Genomic DNA, 22,911 nt, shown 5'->3' with positions numbered 1-22,911 from the left:
AAAATATAGACAAAAAAATAGCGTCTACGAAACCATGCGGGTTTGAAACGCTATCTTCTCTGTTTTATGGGTTCAAGTGATAAAGTCAAGAAAAACTATCCAAGATCGTCGAGAACCACGATCACCAGATACAGTCTAAAATGACTTATGGAGATCAGATTTGAAGAGTTGAACCATCGGCGTAATAAAGGAATACATCCTTTGTTCTCTCGAAAGGTTTGAATCCATTCATTAGAAAGGGTTCTAGATCAAAATCCTCGCTGGCCATGGTATGCATACGGCCGAAACCTCTCGCCTTCGCGTAACAAACAAGCTCCTTCACGAAAACCTCAATACTCTCCCTGTCCTCCATTTCAATGAAATTGATGTCAAGACAATCATTGAACTTGGAGTTTATCGACAAAACCGCCCAGTTAGCGCCATCTGAAAGTTGCACAGGATGTATCAGGAAACTGGTCTTGTTTGGAACTTCTTTTGGAATAAATGACCAGTCTTCGCTGATGTGATCATCGATTTCCGGAATCTCGTCGCTTTCCAGAAGATTGAAGGAAAAGGGAGTCAATTCGTCAATCTCCTTCTCCAGATTTGTGAAGACAGCTATTCGTTCGAAGCCAAAAGCTTCGTTCATCTTGATCGAAGCCGTGTTGTCAAAGTAAGTTGCAAAATAAAGCCTTTCAAGCCCCAGATCTCTGGTCAACTGCAACATCTCTTTGCCCAACTCTTTCCCGTATCCCCTTCCCTGAAAGGCGGGGTCTATTCTCATCCCTTCCATCCAGCCCACTTTGTCGGAGAAGAGCCTTAGATTATCTATTCCAATTAATCCTCCTTCACTCCAAAAACCCATGAAATAGCAAAAGGGGTCGTCTACCCACTTGTCAAAAACCAGGGGGATATAGTCATCTCCTTCCCAGATCGTCTTTACGATCTCCTCAACTCTGCTCCGATCGCTCTTTTTCAGAAGCTTTATCATAAGTACACCTTCCTCACATAGGGAGATGTCATAACTCTTAACAGAGCTCCGTAAGACATTCTGAAGGGAATCGAGTCACCAACAGCAAAGGACTTCTCGGAATCGGTTACATCCACTATCAGATGGTCGCTCGAAGCATGGATTATTTCACATCCACTTACCAAAGGTGTCAATCCGGAGGGAACCACATCTTGTTCACCAAGATCAAGTATTGCCTTCATTCTCTTCCCTTTATCTACGAACCTTGGAACCCGACCAAAGGCATCATGACCGATATCGCCAATTGGTATGGAAGGCTTCTCTGCAAGTTCAATAATCTCTCCTACGAGAGTGAATGTGTTCTGTAGGGTTCCCGGAACTCTTCGGTTGTTAGTGACATCTGTTCCACACATGATAGATTCACCCAATCTGAAGTGATTTATGCCTCTGGGAAGCGTTCCATCTTCGAGAAGAGGAAGCGAAGCGGTGTTTCCTGCTGAGTATCTCCTCATGGAGTATCCGGTTGCCTTTCTAAGCGACTCTCCCAGGTCTAAAAGTATCTCGAATTTGGCGGGAGAGGCTATCACTCCGCCGAAACACCCGAGGTTTGTCCCAATTCCATCGAGATTCGTTCCGGCAATCTCGAATGCCTTCATAAGAATTGCCTCAGCCTCGTAATACATGACTCCCTCTCTGAGGTCTCCGGTATCGATCATATATATGAATTTCAAATCTTTGCCGCTTTCAGTCGATACTTCATTGAGTCTGACCAAAGTCTCCAAATTCCCTATCAGAACCGTGTCTACTAGCTCCACTACTTCCCTGAATCTAGCCTGTTCAGGAAGTCTGAGCAGGAGGTAATCGGCCTTCATTCCAGAGCCTTTAATCCTCGATATGTTCTCCAGCCTTGACTCGCCAATTTCAGAAATGCCGTTCTTCAACAGTACATCTACTATGCTGGGATCGCCGCACACGACCTTAGTCACTCCGGCAATTTCTACCCCACTGTTCTTAGCCAGTTCCCTAATCCTTCTTACATTCTCTGCGATACTGTCCCTCATCACTTCAACAAAAGCCATTCAAATCACCTCTAGTAAATTATATATTATGCTCCTCTTCCGTTCGCTGCCATCTCCTTATCTGACTAACTTGTTGTCGTATAATATCTACATCATGTATCAAAATAAGGGAAGCTATTTGATTCTACTTTTTTTGAAGGAGCCGGAAGAGATTTCTTCTCGTGGAAAGGCCTGGTCTCTGGAAACGGGATACTATCTTTACGTTGGATCGGCAATGAAATCTCTTTCAGAACGAGTTAAGAGGCACCTCGTTGAGCGAAAGAAACGGCACTGGCACATCGATTTCCTGAGAGAAAAGGCAGAGGTTGTTGCAGTGTTGCTACTTCCATCTGAGCACCGTAGAGAAGAACAGCTTTCCCGGTTCGTCTCGAATTACGGCAAACAAGTTCCCGGCTTCGGAGCCACAGACTGTAAGACCGATTCAAATCTTTATAAGCTGGAATCAGAAGGCGTAGAAAGAGTGTTCTCTTCTATCGTCCTATTATGGAGGGATAACTGTGATAGCATTTTTGAGTGACTGGGGACTAAGCAGCTACTATGTTGGTGTAGCTAAAGCCGCGATTAAAGAAGTAAATAGAAAGGCGGAGATAATAGATATATGCCATGATATCAAACCTTTCAGCATTAAACACGGAGCATACGTCGTGCAAAGAGTAATAAGGGATCTTCCCAAGGATGCAGTCTTCCTCGCAGTTGTCGATCCCGGCGTGGGAACTTCGAGAAAGCCAATAATGATGATTCTTAAGGATGGAAGGCGGCTTGTTGGTCCCGACAACGGTTTGTTCACATTTGTTGGGGAAGAGTATGGTATTCACGAGATTCGTGAATTGGAAAACAGAGAATACCACAGAGGCAGTTCGAGAAGCTTCCACGGTAGAGATATCTTCGCTCCAGTGGCTGCCTATGTGGATGCGGGAGTCGAGCCAGAAAAGCTTGGTTCAAGACTTATGAACTTCGAGTACTTGAAATACAAGAAGCCTGTCAGAGATGGAAATACGATTATGGGAGAGACCGCCTTCTATGATCACTTTGGGAACCTCGAGACCAATATTCCAGCATCTCTTGGAAAGGATCTGGAAGAAGGCGATACTCTTGAGATAGTTAAAGGGAGAAGACCCTTCAAGCTGACCTTTGGAAACACTTATTACGATGTCAACCCGGGAAACCTGATGGCTCACTTCGATTCAGCCGGTTTTTTGGAGATAACTGTGAACAAGGGAAGCGCACAGCATTTCCTTTCTATTGAAGAAGGAGAACCCATAACGCTTGTCAAAGTCTGATAGAGGTCTGTTCAAACCAGGCTATCACTACATCGTAGGCGGAGTAGTGCTGGGCGCAGGATTCCTGTTCTCCCTCTTATACGGTTTCAGTCTCGAGAGAGTTTTTCTAGTAGTTGTTTTGGCGGCCACATCGACCGTTACCGTTTATTTCACACTAGTTAGGCAACTCGAAAGGCTAATAAGGCTTGTCCGTACAGGTGAGAAAAAGACTATTGGAGAGCTTGATGGTCAGTTCAACGAGATATATGGTTTCTACAGGAATCTCTCTCTCCAGGTGGAAGAAGAGAGAAACTACTATGAGAAACTATACATGGATTACTCGGAACTCCTTAATACTCTCGATATTGCCGTTGTTTCGGTTGACGAGAAAGGGAATTTCGACCTAGTGAACGAGGCATTCATCAAGAGTTTTTCCTATGGAAGCCAGGGTGCCAGGTATCTGCGAATCGACAGATTCACAAGAAGAACAGGCCTAGTCTTTCCTCTTCAAGAAGGGCAGTACGAAGTTTACAGTAAGAAACTCGGAAAACGCTACCAAGTTTCAGTAGCACATAAGAAAAAGAGCGGTTTCTTGCTTACTCTTACCGACAAGACCAGTCAGTGGAAGACAAAACAGCTTCTTGAAAAGACAAGAAGATACGCAGTAGACGCTCAGACAGTCGCCGACCTTGCACATGGACTCAAACAACCTCTCGCAAATGTTAGACTGGCACTTGATCTGTTCAAGAGAACAAATAAAGCTGAATACATTGAGACTCTGTCGAGAGAGCTAAATTCTTTTCAAAGCAGGGTTGGGGGTATTCTACAGATCTTCAGATATGGAGAAGAGTTTGAAAGAGTCGATCTGTCAGAGCAGGTGAGCAAAATCGCCAGCTTTATGTCATCAATCTTCTCCGAAAAAAAGATTCAGCTTAGTTTAGTCTCTCTTGATAAGGGAACTGTGTTGATACAAAAAGGTAGACTCGAGAATGTGATAAAAAACCTCTTCATGAATGCTGTAGAAGCAACTACTCATGGAAAAGGTCTGATCCTCGTAAAAGTAAGGGCATCAAGAGAACTTCTGACGCTGATTCTAGCCGACAACGGAAAGGGGATAGACTCAGAGGCTCAGCAAAAGATATTCAAACCTTTCTTCTCAACTAAGTCAGAGGGATCGGGGCTCGGACTGTACCTCGTCCACAGTTTCTGCGAAGAGAACGATGTAAGATTGAAAATGAGGAGCTCACCCGGAAGGGGAACAGTATTTGCTTTGACCTTCAGGAGGCAAGTAAATGAGGAGTAGAATTCTATTAGTTGACGACGATCTCGCTTTCAACGGACTGCTGGGTGCAGCATTGGAAGAAGAGGGATACGAAGTTGTACAGGTATATAACCTGGCGCAGGCAAAAAAGCAGATATCCGAAGAAATCTTCGACTGTCTGATTCTTGACGTGAGACTGCCCGACGGTTCGGGACTTGAAATTCTTCCTGAGGCCTCGGCGAATACACCTGTAATAGTAGTATCAGCACACGGAGACATCAACACTGCAATTGAAGCCGTAAGAAATGGCGCCTTCAATTTCCTTGAGAAACCCTTCGACTTGACTCACGCACTCCTTGAAGTGAAGCGAGCAATAGAGTTCTCGGAGGTTTCTCGGGAGAGAGATAACCTTGCAGAAATGGTAGTTGCGGAACCACCCGTAGAGATACTTGGAAATAGCAAAAGCGTTATTCGCATGAAGGAAACGATTGAAATGATTGCTCCAAAGAAGGTGACAGTCCTCCTTGAAGGCGAAAGCGGTACCGGAAAGGAAGTCGTTGCAAGAACCATTCATCAAAAAAGCGGAAGAAAGAAGTTCGTTCCGATAAACTGCGGTGCTATTCCTGAGAATCTATTCGAAAGCGAACTCTTCGGTTATGAGAAAGGAGCCTTCACCGGAGCAATGAACTCAAAACCCGGCTTGATCGAGGAGTCTCATCGCGGAACACTCTTTCTGGACGAGATATCGGAGATGCCTCTTCCTATGCAAGTGAAGCTCTTGAGAGTGCTTGAGACATCTAGCAGCCAGAGACTGGGAGGTACCAATTCTCGCAAGCTTGATTTGAGAGTAATAGCGGCAACGAACAGAGACCTGGAGATCGCCGTGGCTGAAGGTGTCTTCAGAAGTGACCTCTTCTACAGACTGAACGTCGTGAGACTGAAGATTGACCCCTTAAGGGAGAGGAGAGAAGATATCCCACTTCTGATTAGTCACTTTTTGCCTACGCTTTGTGACGAGCTTGGCATGAAGAGGATCTCAAAAGTACCCGAAGAGTTTACCGAAAGCATGAAGGACTACGATTGGCCAGGGAATGTGCGTGAACTACGTAACAGGCTGTTGTCAATCCTTGCGGTGAACGGTACCTTGAAAAGCCTCTCCCGTTCGACAACTCCCGAACGTAAGCATGCTCTCGAAGACGATTTTAGATTCGAAGAAGTATCTCTCGACGAGCTGGAGAGGCGCTACATTTACTGGCTAATTGAGAGAAACGAAGGAAACAAAACAAGAGTTGCGAAGATTCTCGGGATAAGCAAGAGCACGCTTTACGAAAAACTTAAGAGGTGGAACATCTTTGAAAGTAATAACAACTCACCGTAATCCGGATTTCGATGCGTTCGCATCTGCGGTTGCAGCTCAGAAGCTCTATCCAGATCACATTATCGTCTTTGGAGGGCAGCTTGTTCCTGCGTTGAAGAGCTTCCTTTCTTCGAAAAGCCTTCTGCTGTCTTTCTACTACATCAACGAGCTGAAGATCTCCGATCTCTCCTCTGTGGTTATTGTTGACACATCAGATATAAAGAGGATTCCCTCTTCTTTGCAAAGAATAATCGGAAAGAACACAGAATTAAGGTTTTTCGATCATCACAGGACAAATCTTTCGGGCAATCAGATCGGGGTTTTCAGAGAACTGGGGTCCTGCACTACTCTACTGTGCAACCAATTGCGGAAGAAGAAAAAGGAGATTTCCCGAAATGAGGCAACTCTATTTGCAACGGCCATCTACAGGGAAACGGGAAACTTCACCCATGCCTCGACCAAAGCACAGGATCTCAGAACGGCAGCGTGGCTTATAGATATCGGTGCCCAGCCGGACGACCTGGGAGTTTACTCCAGTTACAGGTTAAGTTCGGCCCAGCAGAGACTTGTTGAATCGCTGATCCTGGGTTTGAAGAGCAAACTCGTCAGGGGCGTGGAAGTCAATATCGCAACTGCAAAGAGAGACTCTCTACCCGGCGGCTTCAGTCTCGTTGTGGAGAAGCTCTGGTCGTTTCTGGGGGTCGAGAATCTAGTGGTCTTGCTCGAGACCAAAAACAGAGTCTATTTCACAATGAGATCACGATACATGAGTCTAGACACGGCAAAACTCGAGGGAGTTCTAAGGAACGGCGGCGGGTCTTACACTCTCGGCTACTTTGAAGGTTGCTCTGTTGAAGATGCCGAAGAAAAGATAATCAGGAACTTCGAAGACAACATCGATCGTCTTATAAAAGTCAGGGAAATAATGTCTTCTCCTGTAAGAACAGTACTAGCCGAGATGAAAGTGGAGGACGTCTTCAAGATAATGCACAGAACCGGTCATCACACACTTCCAGTGGTAGACCACGAAAAGATAGTGGGTGTCTCGAAGTACAGAAACGTTGAAAAAGCCGTTCGCCACGGACTTGCAACAAGAAGAATAATCGAAGTCATGGACCGCTTTTTCGTTACAGCGTCTGCTGATGATTCAGTTCAATCGGCGACTGACAAGATGGTAGAGAACGATACAACCGCAATATTGATTATCGACAACGGCATACTAATTGGAATCGTTACTAGAACTGATTTGCTGAAAAGCGCTTTTGGAAGAAAGAGGATAATCGACCCTGGAGGCAATGACAGTGATCAGAGTTATTCGAAGTTTCCTATCGAAGATCTCATCGAGGAACGTGTGGAAAAGCGAATAGTAACAATGTTGAGATTTCTTGGAGCGGTCGGGAGCGAATTGAATATGCCGACATATATCGTTGGGGGTTTTGTCAGAGATTTACTTCTTAACAAACAGAATCTTGACCTGGATGTTGTAGTTGAGGGAAACGCAAACGCTTTTGCCGAGACTTTCAAGAAATATTTCAACATCAAGATCGTAGAACACAGAGAGTTCCTTGCAAGCTCGATGTTCTTCAACGATGGGCTGAGAATCGACGTAGCTACCGCTAGAACTGAGTATTATAAGAAGCCTGCAATGCTTCCGGAAGTGGAAATGAGCACGATCAAGAAAGATCTATATAGAAGGGACTTCTCAATAAACGCAATGGCAGTGAAACTTAACCAGGAAGAGTTTGGGATTCTGATCGATTTTTTTGGTTCAAGAAGGGATCTTTCAAAAGGAGTGATAAGGGCGCTTCATCCACTTAGTTTTATTGAGGACCCGACCAGAATTCTCAGAGCCGTCAGGTTCGAACAACGCTTTGGATTCGAAATTGAAGTGAGAACTGCCGAACTATTGAAGCAGTGCGCTGCAGAAGGCTATCTTGATAGAGTGACAGGTCAGCGGCTTAGGGATGAGTTGATCAAGACTCTCTATGAACCTCTTCCTTTGAAGGCTTTGAGAAGGCTTTCGGGGTTTGGCGTAACTGAGAAGCTCTTCCCACAGTCGAAATTTGATAGAGAAACCGATATAATGCTTGACAGGTACTTCTGCAGAAGAGACAGAAACGCTTCGATCATAGGAGAAGACAAAATATTCTACACTCTCTTGATGATTATGCTAAGAAATAGCGATAATGAGGCTGTTGAATGGTGTATCGAACGCTACGGACTTACGAGAAACTTTCTCGACAGGCTTACTGATGCAATAGACACTGCTGGTAGAATAGTAAATGAGAAGCCCAAAACGCCTTCTCATTTTCATGTTTTGCTTAGAACAAGGAAACCGGAAACCCTGAACTTCGTTGACAGCCACCTCGATGATGATTATGACCTCCTGTTTTTCTCTTATCTGAAGAGACTGAGCGAAACAAGATTGACAGTCGACGGAAACACGCTAATAGAGAAATACGACATGAAAGAAGGACCGGAGATCAGGGAAGCGCTTGACAGACTGTTCTGTGCGAGACTGGACGGTCTTGCTGAACAAGAGGAAGATGAATTTGTCAGGAAATACCTAAAAGGGAGGGGATCGAAATGAAAAGAGCGAAATTGTTCTTGATATTGAGTGTATTAGTAGTAGTTGCGTTCACAGTTTCTTCTTGTTTCCCAATTAAAGGAACCATCCTGCTTCTAGCGCAGAGAATCGGATGGGAACCCGGAAAGCCGGTCGTTATTGAAGCCAACGCACTATTATTCATGCCAGATCAATCGTCGAACTACCAGTGGTCAGTAGATGCCAAACCTCAAGGGAGTTCTAACTGGATATCGAGAAATGACCTGGTCAAAGTAATCCCGAGCGACAGAAACTCGAAAGTTGTCGTTTACCTTCCTGTTTACGAAAACTTCGAAATCAAGATTACCGCAAAAATCTCTGGAACCAGTGCAAGTGGAGATCATGCGAACTACAGCTCAGAGATTACGAAACACGTAAGCGAAATACCCGATGTATTGGTTGAGGTCTTCGAGAAGAGTCTTGGGTTCAATACACCAGACTTGTGGTTTGAGGATTATTTGGATGGTAGTAGATCAAGTTCGGTAAGGACTCCTGTGTTTTTTAAACTCAGCAAGGCTCTGCACTCAACTGCTTACTACAACAGAATCGGTTGGGGAGTATACCCTAAAAATGAAAGCATTCTTCCGGCTGCACAAGTGGTGTTTCATGGCGATGCTGAATACGTTGTAAACAGCACCTCGACATCTGTTTCTACAACCATGGAGAACTGGTTTAAGCTTGTGGATATTGATCACAACCGATTCAAGATGCGAATCGAGCCGCAGAGTCTTGTAGGACTAGATTCAGGATGGAGAGTAAGAGACTGGATAGTATCACTGAACGTTTCTCAGGCTGTTCTGGATAGTCCAGACACTCTAATATATCTTGTGAAAATCGATCGTTCAAGTTACAGAGCAACTCATATATACAATATTAAAAATGAATTCTATCTTTCTGAAGTAAGCGGCGATTTTAGAGAAGAGGCAATTGTTCCCGCAGCGTACCTTCACGAATCGAAATATGGAACACTTTGGAGTGAGGATAATTATTTTGCAGTTGTAGTTATGAATTATGACAGTGTAGCACCCCAGGTAATAACTGATCCATATGTAATCAAAGCTGCCGAGATGATCTGGTAGCAAAGGAGAAAGGCTTGGAAGAGAGAGTTCTCGTAGTCGATGTTGACTGTCTAGGAGAGCTGGCAACCCGTAACGGGTTGTTGGCTCTTCCTTTGGATGAAATTAGAGAACGCGTCAGGAGATTCGGAAGGTTCGTACCGCGTTCCGATGCAGAGCATGATGAATCAATGAGGCAAATAATACCTTATGCGGTCTTCAAGAATGGAAATGAACACCTCCTCATGAAGAGAACTAAGAAGCAAGGAGAGGCGCGTCTTCACGACATGTATTCGATAGGTGTCGGGGGTCACATCAATCCAGAAGACGGAGCGTATCCCTGGGAGGCATTTGAGAATGGCTTCGAACGGGAGATCCGAGAAGAAGTCTCGGTGGAAATTCACTCAATTGAATACTTGGGAATCTTGAATGACCTTCAGACGGCTGTAAGCAGGGTCCACATGGGTATTGTATACTTGGCAGAGGTGGATTTCAACGGATTTAACGAAGTAGAAAAGTTCACGGGTGAGATGGTCGACCTGGCAATGCTTTACAAATATAGGGAGAAGATGGAAACATGGTCTCAAATCGTTTTGGGATATCTTCTGTCTCGTTGAAATGTCCGGCAAAGATAAACCTGTATCTTGCAGTAGATAAGAGGAGAAGTGACGGATTTCATAACATAAGCTCCGTCTTCCAGACAATAGATTTATTTGATGAGCTGATCCTTACTCCAGGAGTCAGTGAGACTTACTTCAAATGCAATACCGACATTAGCTGGAATCAAGAGAACACTCTTCACAAAGCGCTTACTGAAGTTGAAAGGCAGACTGGGAGAAAGATCAAAATTGGAATGGAACTGAAGAAGAGGATTCCTCCAGGAGGAGGTTTGGGTGGAGGTAGTTCAGATGCCGCTTCTTTACTGAGATTCTTTGCTCAGATATTCGAAATCGAACCTGAAAGACTGATCGAAATGGCATCGATGGTCGGTAGCGATGTCCCTTTCTTTCTTAGAGGTGGAACAGCAATAGCTTCGGGAAGAGGCGAGATTCTTAGTTATCCTGGCGATGTAACGGGATATTCCGTTGATTTGAGCTTTCCGGAGGTTGAGGTCTTGACAGTACTGGCATACAGATTAATAGATGAACGGGATTTCTTTCCTGGAATTGATGAGAGAGGGGCCGAGCAATACTATAAAGCCCTGAAAGCTCGTGATAGCCTTGGGATAAAGAATCTTTCTCTAAATTCATTTCAGAATCCCATCTTCAGTTGCTTTGCGGAGATCAAAGAGCATTATTCTAAATCCTCGTCAGAGAAACCTAATGCAGTCGTAACGATGATGACAGGATCAGGATCAACCATCTTCTCACTTTTTCAAGGCAGAATTGGAAAGTACAGGTTCATTAGTTCAGAGGAGCTGAATAGAGTATGGTATTCGACGGGTTGACTCTTCAGAGAGTCTTAGCAGAGATCTCAACTGGTCTTGGAACGCAGCTTCGGCAGGTATATCAGATTGGAAAGACGGAATTCTTTCTTAAGCTGTCAAAGATGGGAATCGAGATTTCCGTAAACCCCTCTTCTCCATATGTAATTGCATCTGAAAGAGATCGGAACTCCCCGTCGCTAGAAACCCCTTTCAGCATCTTCTTGAGAAGACATTTGAACGGTTTCTTTGTCACAGGAATAGAGCAGAAGGAAATGGACAGAATACTGAGGCTAGACTTCGAAGGAAGGGATGCCTTTGGCGAAAGGACGAAGTACTCTATTGTAACTGAATTCATTGGCCCGGGCTCGAATATGATAGTGCTTGATGAAGAAGGCATGATAGAGCAAACATTCAAAGAGATGATTACTTCTAAGAGGTCTCTGGTTAGAGGACTTAAGTATTATTCTCCCGAAAGCCCCGGAAGGTGTTTGAGAGAACTGTCAGCTGAAGAAATTGTCTCCACTCTTCAAGAGTCTAATCAGATTCTTTCGAAGGCAATCAGCGTATCCTTTACTGGCCTCTCACGAGCAACAACTGAAAACATAGTCGGATATCTTCAGCTTGAAGACGTTCCTCCTCTTGCACTTGGAAAGGAAAGGCTCCGCGAGACTGCCGAATTCTTGAAGAGTCTGGTAGAGAACTCCAGTGACGACTTTCTTTTCACTCTTGAAGCCAAGAACGGAACTGAGCTTTCTCCAATCCCTCTTGATTTCAAGGGTCATTGTGAGAAGATTCCGGCATCCCTGGCGATCAGCAAGACTCTTGAATCGATAGGGGTTGAAACCGAGATTGACAGGAGAAAGTCAACGATTCTCAGAAAAATCGAGAGAGCTTCAAAGAGACTCTTCCTATTAGCCGAGAAGCTTGAGAAAGAGCTTGCAGAAGTGGAAAACTATGAAGAATTCAGAAGATACGGAGAGCTACTCGTCGCAAATCTTTACCGGTTGAAGGAAAGACAGTCAGAAGTGGAGCTTGATGACTGGGAAAGCTCTAGCAAGGTTAAAATATCGCTCGATAAGAGACTGACGCCATCGGAAAACGCGCAACTCTTTTTCAAGTACTTCAGCAAGTCACGGCGGAAAGAGTTTCAAGTGAAGAAACGGCTGAGAATACTTCGTGCTGAAAGCGATTACTTGGAGCAGCTGAAAGAGATGATCGTTCAGGCAGAAACAATTGACGATATTCAGGAATTCTCATCGGAATTGGAAGAAGCAGGAATAATTCACAAAGGCAAGAGCGAAAGAAAGAAGAAAAAGAAGGTTCAGAATTACGGACCGAGAGTCTTCGAAAGAGATGGAATGAAGTACCTCGTGGGAAGAAACAATCTTCAGAATGACGACATAACGAAAAACGCTTCCAGGAATGATCTGTGGTTTCATGCCCGAGGCATTCCCGGAGCCCATGTTATACTTAAAAGAGCGGGAAAAGAGATCACTTCAGATGCTCTCCATTACGGCTCTTTTCTTGCAGCAATGTATTCAAGAGGAAAGCAATCTGGGAAGGTGGAAGTAGTATATACCGAAGTTCAAAACATAAGAAAGCCCAAAGGAGCTAAGCCAGGGATGGTTCTATATAAAAAATCGGAAACAGTTACAGTAGATCTCACCAAAGAGGTGTTACCAAAAAAATGATAAAGCTTCCTCCATATATCTTTTTTCTAGGGGGTTTCCTAACTTACGCTTCGATTTTCTTTTCGAGTGCTTCCGTGTCGATGACGATGTCGGTTATCGGAATGACAATAAGCCTCTATATCTGGTATATTCTTGCCTGGAATCGCGATAGACACATAAAGAATATGAAAACAAAGGGCCTCGTTAGGCCGGAGCAAATTCTTGAGCTCAAAATCACAAGTAATTCCAGAGTCTGGGTAATTGTGTACTCCGCCAGCTATTTGACAATGAACTTGACGGGTCTTTATATCGTCAAGGCCATTGTTGAAAACATAGACATCAACCTCGATGTTCCCAGCATGGAAGAACTGATGACGCTGCTCGGCACTGGCTACGTTCTCTCCAGCTGGTTGTTCTTCTTGACAGGAATCGCTTCTCTGTTTCTTTATGGGAAGCTGATCACAATGCTGTACAACGACGAGATGAAGATACAGTCACTTGAGAGCAAACACAGGAACATCCCTGAGTTGATTGTCAAGCCACTGTCTATAGTTGTGATGGTAGTCTTCACGCTCGTAACCTACGGCCTGTTTAGCTGGTTCATGAGATACAGGTTGGCCGCTATACAAAGATTTCACAACCAGATCGAGAGGAAGCTTGACGAGCTAGATATTTCATTTAAGGGAAAGGCGATTCAGGAGCATCAGCAAGAGGAAATAGAGAGTCCAAAAACGAAAGACAAAGAAATCCTGGAGAAATACTCTTCCAGTCTTGCCACGACCGGCGAAAGCGAAAGAAGAAAAGAGATTATCGCTTCTCTATTCAGAGATCTGGGCGATCTGAAATCCGACCAGGCTTTATCTCTGCTCAATAATCTACTTTCGAGGCAGTTACTTACGGAAAATGAGTTCAACAGGCTCACAAGACTTTTAGTTTAGCAGGAGGAAGGAAATTGATCCGATTCAGAAGTGCAACCATAACTTTGATAATAATAAATGTCGTTGTATATCTTTTTGTTATGATCATGGGGCTTTTCAGGGGCCCAATGGGCGTCAGTTATCGCGACTTGATAACGATTTATGGTGGGGTGAGCAGGTTTGCTCTTTCAAATGGCCTCATTTACACCCCTCTGACCGCTCTCTTCCTTCATGGAAATCTGATGCACATTCTCTTCAACATGTGGGCTCTATTTCAGCTTGGACACATAGTTGAAGGAGTTTATGGTATGAAGTGGTACCTCATCTTCTACTTCATTACGGGAATTAGCGGGAGCCTGAGTGCTGCTGCGTTTTCTAATGCATTCACTATTGGCTCGAGCAGCGCTATCTTCGGACTCGTAGGTATCCTTTTCACTTTGGGACTTAAAGATGACACTCCTGTCGCGCTACGCTCGATAACCGGCTACTCCCTACTTCCTATCATATTGATCAACTTGTTTCTCGGCTTCAGTATTCCAGGGATAAGCAACGCAGCTCATATTGGTGGCCTTGTGGCCGGTGCGATAATCGGTTGGTTCGCAAAGCCTGCTTATGCTAGATTCGCCCGTACTAGAAAAGTCTTTACGAAAGTGAAGGAGAAGAGTCCCGAAGAGTTCTCCAGAGATATTCTTGTAAGGTATATTCCTGTTCTGAACGATCTCAAAAACGTGAAATCAGAAGAGAGAACGTTGAGAATCGTTCAGTTGAGAAGTGAGCTGAGCAGTCTGAAGGATCAGGAAGTAGCCTCAAAAGTTCTCTGGGAGCTCTACAGACGTGATCTACTTTCAGAAGAGGAGTTCGAACGCTTGAGAAGATTTCTTTGACATTACAATAAGAGCCCCTTTCGGGGCTCTTTCATTCTATGAAGTCGCCGTCGATATGCATCTCAGCATCCACAAAGTCTTCTACAAAGAGAACTCGGGGAGCGTCAATACCGTTGAAATTAGTAGCATACTCGGTTGTGTAAGCACCGGCATTGATGAAGTATACTATGTCTCCGTAACCAATGTTCTTCGGAAGATCGATTTCATGATAGATCGTATCCACGGAATCACACGTGGGACCTGCAAGATGGAAAGAAATCTTTGTATCATCGACCTTTCCTTCTGTCAACACCTCGTATCTGAAGCCTTCAATCGTTTCGGTAAGACCGTGAAATACACCGGCATCAATGTACGCCCACTCTTCTTCACCCTTTTTACTTCTAAGAATAACCTGGCTAACGAGAACAGCGGAATTTCCTACCATCGATCTTCCTGGTTCTATGAAGAGCTCGAGATTAGAAACTGAAGACATGTACTTGTCGAGTGCTTTGTTAATTATGTCGCCATATGACTTAACAGACTTGATTTCTCTAACATGCCTAACGGGCATCCCTCCACCAAGGTTGAGCATGCGAAGGTTTATATTCTTCGAGCGCAGAGTCTTGAATACTTCCGAGGCATCTCTTATGGCGTCGTCCCAGCTATTGACGTTGTAATTCTGAGAACCAACATGGAAGCTTACTCCGTAAGCGTCAAGTCCAAGCTGATCGGCGTATTCCATTATTGAAATGACATGGTTCACATCGGTTCCAAACTTTCTTGAGAGAGGCCAGTCGCAGTCGCCCCCGCTCGTAGCGATTCTTCCGTACACTTTGCTTCCGGGAGCGTGGGCGGCTATCTTCTCCACTTCCATTTCCGAGTCGACAGCATAGTAGTCTATTCCAACGGAATAAGCGTACGCAATATCCTCTACTTTCTTGATCGTATTTCCAAAACTCATTCTTTCTGGACCAATTCCAAGTGAGAGAAGTTTCTCAATCTCTCCGCGCGATGCTACGTCGAAATTACTGCCGAGGTCCCGAAGAGTCTCGATAATCCTGGGGTGTGAGTTCGCTTTAACCGCGTAAAACACCTGAACATTCCTAACATGGCTTACAATGTCGAAATAGTTGTTTCTAACGTAATCCATATCCATTATCAAGAATGGTGTCTTTACTTCTCTTGCGGCCTTTCTTACCTCAGGGGTAATGTGCACTACGGCATCCCTCCTATAAAATAATCAAGTTATTGTAGCATCGATACTATGAAGGAATGCCAAAGATAAAATGTCATTTATAGTTTAATAACGTTACAAAACCATATTGCCCAATAATAGGCGCTTTCAGCTTTCTATGAGGAGTCTGCAAGTTTTTTCTAGAAATTCCCGATCAAGATCATCGAAACTGTTTTGAAAATGACTGTCAATATCCAGTTCACCTATGACTCTTTCATCGACAATCAAGGGTAGTACGATCTCTGACTTGGTACGCGCGCTGCACGAAAGATAGTTGGTCTCCTGTGAAACATCTGGTATGAGAAATACACTCTTCGTCTCGGCCGCCTGGCCGCAAATTCCGCTACCGAAGCCTATCCTGACGTGTTCGGTGGGTTCGCCCACATACGGTCCCAGTATGAGGGAGTTATCTCCATCGGAAAGATAGAAGCCTGTCCAGTTATAGTAGTCTACATACTTGTCGAGAAGCTTCGAAACAATCGTCATCTTCTCATCGAAACCGCATCCCTTAGTGCTCATCTCTATGTACTTGAGTAAACGGTCAAATCTCTGTACCTTCTCCTCCATAGACATACTAATGCGAACGTTCATTTCGGAATACTCTATGAAGTCTTCCAATGCCCTCATGGCTACGGCAGAGAAGTCTTTTATGTTGCCTTCACTCCAGCAATGAAGAAGATCTATCATTACTACATTTCCCTTTGAAGTTGGAACGATAAGATGCTCTTGTTTTCCCAGAGCACCCAGAATGTGGATCACAAAGTCTTCCCTTTCCAGGTGAAGCTGTGACGATATCTTTCCAAGATTTTTAAGGACCCTCCCTTTCTCGATAGGACCATGACTTTCCCAATAATGAGAAAGTCTGTCTATCTCCCTTCTTTCCAGTTTCTCAATCTCTCCTGAGAGGGTTCTGTCATCTAGATTGTTCTTGAACATGTATTCTTCGAGTACCCTTGGATGCTTTTCTCTGTATGCAGCCCAGAAGTCTCCCCACTTTTCCTTCGGATAGCTTAGAATACTGAAATAGTCATAAGTGAAATCCCTGAAAATGCTCCTCATCTAGCTACTTTCCTCCTACGCCAAGCAATACATAAGCATCATAATTGGACGGGTAGAATCTGTTTTCAGAAAGCGAATCGATCAGGCCGTAGTAGTAGTCCAGTCCCCCAAAGCTTGAAGTAACCATTACTATAGGTCTATGATATACATGAGCCTTAGAGAATAGCTCCCTGATTTCCGTTGCTCTATTATTAATGAAGAGATATGTACCTCTCTTTTCAATCCCATTTATTTCTGGAACTAGACCCGTTGCATCTATCTTCACGCCTGCCTGAGCAGACCACTGAGCCTTTATTGTCTCGGCAAAATCTCCGAAACGAGTGCTGTAATCAGGAATGTTATTGACCACAAGAATTTTTGGTGAAGAGCTTGCACCCCTTGTAGGTTCTGGATCATCACTTCCCGGTCCTGTAGGTATTATCCGACCTTCTCCATCTATGTAGTAGTCTATCTGGGCAAAGCTGACAGACCTCGGTCCAGTGAAAAAGCCGACGGCGAAATCCGTGAGAGACTTCTTGTCGATGCTGATATCTGTCTTTTCGAGCAAGAAGTCAATCATCTCGACTATCTTTGAGGGTCCTGCGTTAACAAGGTTCTTCAAGAGCTGCTCCACCACCAGTCTCTGCCTCTCTATCCGGCCCAAATCCCCAGAATCCGCCTGCCTATAACGCAGAAACTTGAGCAAATCTTCACCCTCAAGAAAGTGTATTCCAGGTTCAAAGTGAATGTGGAGTCCCTGCTGAAAGTCATCGTGATGCATCAAGGAATTCACTTCAACTCTTATAGGACCGGTGAACCTTGTCAGTTCAGTCACAGTGCTGAAATCAACAACTACCCAACCGGTTATTTCTCTTTCTGTGAGTTCCTCGACTCCCTTGATAAGTGCCTCCATTCCGAATGAGTTGTATAGTGAATTGATCTTCCTTTTCTCTGATCCATAAGAAATAACTGTATCTCTCGGAATACTTTTCAAGAGAAGTTTTCCAGAGGATCCAAAGTAGACTATGGAAATATAGTCAGTTCTTCCGCCAACGGCAGCCTTTGAGTTACCTCCAGAATCTATGCCAACTATCAGCACTGTCTCTCCCACAAGGTCTCTTCCAGTCATAGAACCGTATGCATCCCTGAAAACCAGAAAAACTAGGAAGAAGAAGAGAAAGACCTGAAGAACCGAAATGGTTGCAAGGGTAAAGTGAACAGACTTCATCAGTTTGAGAGTGCTCTCTTCACACTGTCAAGAGAATCGGGCTTTAGATATAGACGGCTAACGGTTTCTCCTCCAACCCCTACAGAGATCTTCAAAGGAAACTGAGTTAGTGTTTCCAGCTGATACGCCATCCTTGAAGAGCTTCCAAGTCTGTCGAGAAGTACGGCAATCCCCCTAGATGTAAGAGTAGTGGAACCGTCGTTTTCCTTTACTGTTTCTGCAAGTCCATTTATCTTCCAGTAATCGAACAGCTTGAACCCTCTTAAGGCCATTGCATCAATTAACTGAACGGGATTCGAAGCATTCACACCTAATCCCGATGCGAGTTCACTTATCAGCTTAGGACTAAGATTCACGAAGTATGAGAAGTCACTGTTGGTGTTCAACCAACTATGCACCAATCTCATTGCCTCTGCGCCAAGTTGAGGATCAAGAACCTCTTTGGAGTTCTCGATCGTTGCAAATACCGGAAAAGTTACCACAGAAGTCCGGGCGCTCACAGTGGTTCTCAAATAGTAGTACACGTGTTCACTGCCCTCCTGCCAGTGGAAGAGATAGTCCACATAACTTGCCTTCATCTCATCGCTTCCGCTGACTGAGCTGATTGTGAAATACACATAACCGGCACCGGCAGCAACGATTACTAAGATAAGAATAATCAGCCACAACAACTTCGGACCACGTCGTTTCTTTGGCTTAATTAGAGACATGATTGGCACCTCCAAGTAATTCATTCCACGTCCACACAGTCTCAGGAAGCAAGAGACTGCCCGACTTTACGGCCCATGTTATTTTCAATCTTATCACGTCAACAAACGATTTTTCCAGATCTGCTTCGGCCGCCACACGAATCTGGAGGGCCTCGGGAAAGGATCTACTTTCCTCGCTAATATCGGCAATCATAAGTATCTTTCCAAGCACACACATACCGGGAATCCCGCTGACATGCCAGTACACTGCCTCAAACACGTCACCTTCCAGTCCGAACTCTTCATTTAGAAAACAGGCAGCAACCTTGCCATGAAGAAGAATTGGGAAGTTTCTCTCGATATCTGATGGCTCTATCCCGTATGAGACTGCCTTTCGCATAAGTTCATCTCCATCCGCATCTCGGAAGAGATCGTGCGACAAGGCTGCGAGTGCTGCCTTAAAAGGGTCTGAGTTATGTACAACGCTGAGTCTCTTTGCCAATCTCTCGACCCCCGAAATGTGTTCTAGTCTCTCAGGAGAGCAAGTCTCTTCTGCCTTCTCACGAACAACTTCAGTTAGAATATCGTACCCTATATTCAACCTCTACCTCCGCTACCTCGCCTGGATCGACCGATACCGTGTAAGTCCACATACCTGTTTCTTTTATGTAGTCGAAATCACAATCTTCGCAATTCAGGTGGAATTGTTCGGCGTTCTGACCAAGGTAGTCTTCAATTTCAACTGTTACAGTCTCCTCGGAAAGGTTCCTAACGTAATAAGTGTTCTTGTAATATCTATACTTTGAATCACCAAGCGTTGTCACAGTCGTCTTTCTACCCGAAACTTCTATTGATCTTGCTATGCTTTGAAGAACAACACTCTCTCCCTTTGCAATATTTCCAATTCCTGCAGAACCTAAGTATACAGATTCGCTCCAGACCTCCATGACGCCGGACGGAAGATCAATTGGAACTTCATTCAGATAAACGTCAATTTCAACTCCGGTGAAGTTACTTCCGCCTCTACTTGCTCTGAAGACTAGCCTCTTATCTCCAGAAAAGAGTTCGGAGAGAAACGCAATATAGTTGGTGCCACGTTTCAGAGGAACGGAAATCTCGTAAAGTCTCGTCTCAGCATCGGAAGTAGTAGGAGATACTGAGTAAGATTCATTTACCATCTTTGCCGCCATGTCCCTGGTTGCATAACCGTAACCTGGATTTGATGAGACCAGAGTCACGTTTTCATTGGTTTCCATTTCAAGATGCACTATCATAAGACCCGTTAGAGAGAAATCCTTAAGTGAGAGCGAGTACCTCGTGGTCCAGCTGTTGTTCCTAACTTGATACGCAAATGAAGAGTGACCGCTGAAGCTATCCTGGGAGTTCAACAGAAAACGGGCGTTTGGGCTGAACTCATCGGAGAAAACGGGATACCCTTTTGGATTCACGATGATTTCGCCATATGAATTTCTGAATACTGGAAGAGGCGAGACAACCTCAAGTCTCTCAACTCTACCGTCTTCATAAACAAACTTAACAGGTCTTCCCAGATTTCTTTCGTATAGCGATTCCACGCTGTCACCTGGAACAAAGTTGATCGTAGTAGACTCAGGCACCCCAAATACAGAGAAGGTTTCTGGTTGAACTTGGGCACCATAAGGAACCTCAATAACCGCTCTTCCTTTCTCAAAAGCTACCTCCCCGGTGAGAATCGAGAAACCATTGAAAATGTAGAGTTGCTCAGAAAATGCGACAAATGCTCCGATAATGAAAACAACTAGAATCAGAAACCTTTTCATACCCCACCTCCAGTTTTCACCAGATCTCTCCTTCCTCTCCATAGACTTCGACACCGTTCCAGATCATTCGCTGCCAAACAGACTGAAATAGAGAGTCCAGCTCGCTTCTTTTGCACGCAACCATGCTTACGGTAATCTCTGCTTCCAGCTTCGAATCGTGTTTTCCCGTCTCCACAACGGAAGCGTTGAAATTTCTTCGAAGGTCGCTAAGGATCGGCCTTATGATGGACCGTTTTTCCTTCAATGAACTTATTCCGTAAAGTCTCAATAGATAGGTCACATAACCTACGTGCATCTTGTCTCCTCCAAGTTCTCTCGAATCTATGACATCTGGCGCTTGACTGCCGTTCAAAAGAAAGCGGGGGATAACCCCCCCCCCCGCTTAGTCAATCTGAAAAGCATTACTTCTGCTGTTCTTCAAGCTCCCTCTGTCGTTCAAGAATGATTTTCTGCTGGACATCTGGTGGGGTCTCCTGATAAGAGTTGAATCTCATGGTGAAGTAGCCCCTTCCGCTAGTTATAGAGCTCAGCTTGTTAGCAAAATCAAGCATTTCCGCAAGTGGGACCTGAGCGACGACTTTCGAAGTGCCCTTCCCTTGAGGTTCCATGCCCATCGGTCTGCCTCTTCTAGAAGTTATCTCACCCATTATATCCCCTGTCGCTTCTTCGGGGACGAAGACATCGACATCCATCAAAGGTTCAAGAATTACCGGATTGGCTTCTCCCATACCATTCTTGAACGCCTGCCTGGCAGCTATCTGGAAAGACATATCTGAAGAATCTACATCGTGGTAAGAACCGTAGAAAAGCGTTACTTTTGCATCGACTACCGGATAAGAAGCCAGCACGCCCTTTTTCATTGCCTCAACGATACCTTTCTCAACTGCAGGGATATAGTTTTTCGGAACGACTCCGCCGACGATTTTATCAATGAACTCAAAACCGGCACCACGTTCATTAGGCTCAATTCTGATCTGAACGTGTCCGTATTGACCGTGACCACCGGTTTGCTTTTTGTGTTTATACTCAGCCTCAACGGTCTTTCTCACTGTCTCTCTGTAGGCGATTTTCGGCTTTCCTACTTCGACATCGACGGAGAAGAGTTTTTTCAGCCTCTCTATCATTATGTCTAGATGCACAGAACCCAGACCGCTGATAACCGTTTCATTGGTTTCGGGATCGTTTTCCCACTTGAACGTAGGGTCGGACTCTGCAAGTCTCGCGAGACCTCCGCTAATCTTATCGATGTCTCCTTTTGACTTGGGCTGAATCGATTTAGAAATCATTGGTTCAGGCATTTCCGGCAATTCGAGTTTCAGCTGTCTGTCCTTGTGAGCTACCGTATTACCTGCAGCGCTCTTCTTGAGCTTACTCAACTTGACGATATCCCCGACAGTAGCCTCATCTACCTCAATCTCCTTTGTACCCTCGGGAAGCATAACATGTCCGACTTTCTCCAAGGATTCTTGATCAACCACGATGAAAGTGTCTCCTTGTTTGAGTGTCCCTGAAAGTATCTTCATGAAAGTCAGCTTTCCAACGAAGGGATCGACGACTGACTTGAAAATGTAAGCCACAAGCGGCTCTTCTTCGGTAGCGTTGACTTCTATCTTCTCTCCGGAAAGAAGTGTGGCTGCCTTCGGCGATGTCTCTGATGGCTTCTTTCCAACTTCGATCACAAAATCGAGTAGCTGCGAAATTCCGATATTCTTTGCCGCCGAACCAAGAAGAACCGGAATCACTTCATTTCCAAGATAGGCCTTTTTGAAAGCCGAGGTAAGCTCATCTGTCGAGAGGGGTTCTCCCTCTAGATACTTCATCATCAGCTCCTCATCGTTCTGAACGATGTCCTCGATCATTTTTGTTCTAGCCTCTTCGGCAGCTGATTTGAGATCTGCCGGGATATCTTCTTCTTTGAATACGCCACCATCTTCGAAAATGAACGCCTTCATTTTCACTAGATCAATCAGACCTCTGAAACCAGCTTCACTGCCTATTGGAAGCTGCACAAGAACCGGTGTTCTCTCAAAGGTGTCTCCTAGATCGGCGAGTGTATCTGCGAAACCGGACCTCTCTTTGTCCAGCATGTTGAAGAATGCAATTATCCCTTTTCCATGCTCTTTGGCGACCGAACCAAACCTTTCGGTTTGTATCTCAATCCCGGCAGTAGAATTTATTACCACCACGATGTTCTCTGACACTAAGATTCCGTTTGCAGTCTCAGCATAGAAGTCCGACATACCGGGAGTATCGATGACGTATATCCTGCTATCGTTGTGGCGAACACTTGTTACCCCCATTGAGAAACTTGCTTTCTTCTCTCTTTCAACTTCTTCAGAATCGGTTGCAAGGATGCCTATACGATCAATCAACTTAGCGTTATAAAGCATCGCATCAACAATTTGAGTTTTTCCAGACCCGTGGTGCCCAATTAGTGTAATATCTCTCTTGGCATCGACAGGAATCTTGTCCATATCTGACC

At 44.8% G+C, this 22,911-nt stretch carries 21 protein-coding genes; 11 read left to right on the top strand and 10 right to left on the bottom strand.

Annotation, left to right across the window (positions count from 1 at the left end):
• Positions 1–154: 154 nt before the first annotated feature.
• Both V512_RS12020 and V512_RS12015 read right to left on the bottom strand, forming a co-directional pair.
• Positions 155–970 carry a GNAT family N-acetyltransferase gene (locus V512_RS12020; protein ID WP_099830691.1) on the bottom strand — a complete coding sequence of 272 codons (816 nt, stop codon included), beginning with the start codon at positions 968–970 and terminating at the stop codon, positions 155–157.
• The gene (locus tag V512_RS12015; RefSeq protein WP_099830690.1) at positions 967–2,028 is read right to left on the bottom strand and encodes an alanine/ornithine racemase family PLP-dependent enzyme; all 1,062 of its coding nucleotides are present in this window, start codon (positions 2,026–2,028) and stop codon (positions 967–969) included. Before V512_RS12015 ends, V512_RS12020 begins: the two co-directional genes overlap by 4 nt.
• 118 nt (positions 2,029–2,146) lie before the next feature.
• Between V512_RS12015 and V512_RS12010 the strand changes: the two genes are divergently transcribed.
• The 11 genes from V512_RS12010 to V512_RS11960 are packed head-to-tail and all read left to right on the top strand — an operon-like array spanning position 2,147 to position 14,462.
• Complete coding sequence (locus V512_RS12010; RefSeq protein WP_243392417.1) at positions 2,147–2,545, top strand: GIY-YIG nuclease family protein; 399 nt, start codon at positions 2,147–2,149, stop codon at positions 2,543–2,545.
• Positions 2,526–3,308, top strand: coding sequence for an SAM-dependent chlorinase/fluorinase (locus V512_RS12005; protein WP_099830689.1), 783 nt, complete (start codon positions 2,526–2,528; stop codon positions 3,306–3,308). Before V512_RS12010 ends, V512_RS12005 begins: the two co-directional genes overlap by 20 nt.
• Entirely contained in the window at positions 3,295–4,590 is a 1,296-nt protein-coding gene (locus V512_RS12000; protein ID WP_099830688.1) for a HAMP domain-containing sensor histidine kinase, read from the top strand. Before V512_RS12005 ends, V512_RS12000 begins: the two co-directional genes overlap by 14 nt.
• The gene (locus V512_RS11995) at positions 4,580–5,926 is read left to right on the top strand and encodes a sigma-54 dependent transcriptional regulator (protein ID WP_099830687.1); all 1,347 of its coding nucleotides are present in this window, start codon (positions 4,580–4,582) and stop codon (positions 5,924–5,926) included. The genes V512_RS12000 and V512_RS11995 overlap by 11 nt, the downstream gene beginning before the upstream one ends.
• Complete coding sequence (locus V512_RS11990) at positions 5,901–8,495, top strand: CBS domain-containing protein (protein WP_099830686.1); 2,595 nt, start codon at positions 5,901–5,903, stop codon at positions 8,493–8,495. The genes V512_RS11995 and V512_RS11990 overlap by 26 nt, the downstream gene beginning before the upstream one ends.
• Entirely contained in the window at positions 8,492–9,589 is a 1,098-nt protein-coding gene (locus V512_RS11985; protein WP_099830685.1) for a hypothetical protein, read from the top strand. The genes V512_RS11990 and V512_RS11985 overlap by 4 nt, the downstream gene beginning before the upstream one ends.
• Before the next feature lie 14 nt (positions 9,590–9,603).
• The gene (locus V512_RS11980; RefSeq protein ID WP_099830684.1) at positions 9,604–10,182 is read left to right on the top strand and encodes an NUDIX domain-containing protein; all 579 of its coding nucleotides are present in this window, start codon (positions 9,604–9,606) and stop codon (positions 10,180–10,182) included.
• Complete coding sequence (ispE, locus tag V512_RS11975) at positions 10,143–11,012, top strand: 4-(cytidine 5'-diphospho)-2-C-methyl-D-erythritol kinase (RefSeq protein ID WP_099830683.1); 870 nt, start codon at positions 10,143–10,145, stop codon at positions 11,010–11,012. Before V512_RS11980 ends, ispE begins: the two co-directional genes overlap by 40 nt.
• Positions 10,994–12,682 carry an NFACT family protein gene (locus tag V512_RS11970; protein ID WP_099830682.1) on the top strand — a complete coding sequence of 563 codons (1,689 nt, stop codon included), beginning with the start codon at positions 10,994–10,996 and terminating at the stop codon, positions 12,680–12,682. The genes ispE and V512_RS11970 overlap by 19 nt, the downstream gene beginning before the upstream one ends.
• Positions 12,679–13,599, top strand: coding sequence for a hypothetical protein (locus V512_RS11965; protein WP_099830681.1), 921 nt, complete (start codon positions 12,679–12,681; stop codon positions 13,597–13,599). Before V512_RS11970 ends, V512_RS11965 begins: the two co-directional genes overlap by 4 nt.
• A 14-nt stretch (positions 13,600–13,613) precedes the next feature.
• Positions 13,614–14,462, top strand: a complete 849-nt coding sequence (locus V512_RS11960) for a rhomboid family intramembrane serine protease (protein ID WP_099830680.1) — start codon at positions 13,614–13,616, stop codon at positions 14,460–14,462.
• A gap of 31 nt (positions 14,463–14,493) precedes the next feature.
• On the opposite strand, the gene V512_RS11955 is transcribed toward V512_RS11960, so the two are convergent.
• From V512_RS11955 to fusA, 8 genes are all read right to left on the bottom strand, one after another.
• Positions 14,494–15,657, bottom strand: a complete 1,164-nt coding sequence (locus V512_RS11955; protein ID WP_099830679.1) for a type III PLP-dependent enzyme — start codon at positions 15,655–15,657, stop codon at positions 14,494–14,496.
• A gap of 126 nt (positions 15,658–15,783) precedes the next feature.
• The gene (locus V512_RS11950; protein ID WP_099830678.1) at positions 15,784–16,734 is read right to left on the bottom strand and encodes a GAF domain-containing protein; all 951 of its coding nucleotides are present in this window, start codon (positions 16,732–16,734) and stop codon (positions 15,784–15,786) included.
• Between the two features lie 4 nt (positions 16,735–16,738).
• Positions 16,739–17,941: an LCP family protein gene (locus V512_RS11945; RefSeq protein ID WP_099830677.1), complete on the bottom strand. Its 1,203-nt coding sequence runs from the start codon at positions 17,939–17,941 to the stop codon at positions 16,739–16,741.
• Complete coding sequence (locus V512_RS11940) at positions 17,941–18,651, bottom strand: hypothetical protein (protein ID WP_243392416.1); 711 nt, start codon at positions 18,649–18,651, stop codon at positions 17,941–17,943. The genes V512_RS11945 and V512_RS11940 overlap by 1 nt, the downstream gene beginning before the upstream one ends.
• Positions 18,638–19,231, bottom strand: coding sequence for a bis(5'-nucleosyl)-tetraphosphatase (symmetrical) YqeK (gene yqeK / locus V512_RS11935; RefSeq protein WP_099830675.1), 594 nt, complete (start codon positions 19,229–19,231; stop codon positions 18,638–18,640). Before yqeK ends, V512_RS11940 begins: the two co-directional genes overlap by 14 nt.
• A complete protein-coding gene (locus V512_RS11930; RefSeq protein ID WP_099830674.1) occupies positions 19,203–20,429 on the bottom strand; it encodes a hypothetical protein in 1,227 nt (408 codons plus the stop codon). The genes yqeK and V512_RS11930 overlap by 29 nt, the downstream gene beginning before the upstream one ends.
• 16 nt (positions 20,430–20,445) lie before the next feature.
• Positions 20,446–20,724, bottom strand: a complete 279-nt coding sequence (locus tag V512_RS11925; protein WP_099830699.1) for a DUF503 domain-containing protein — start codon at positions 20,722–20,724, stop codon at positions 20,446–20,448.
• 106 nt (positions 20,725–20,830) lie between these two features.
• A complete protein-coding gene (fusA, locus tag V512_RS11920; RefSeq protein WP_099830673.1) occupies positions 20,831–22,903 on the bottom strand; it encodes an elongation factor G in 2,073 nt (690 codons plus the stop codon).
• Positions 22,904–22,911 lie beyond the last annotated feature (8 nt).

This window comes from Mesotoga sp. Brook.08.105.5.1, assembly GCF_002752635.1.
In the GTDB taxonomy this organism is placed as follows: Bacteria; Thermotogota; Thermotogae; order Petrotogales; family Kosmotogaceae; genus Mesotoga.
Note: the sequence above shows the minus strand (reverse complement) of the source record. Positions and strands in the feature narration are given on the sequence as shown.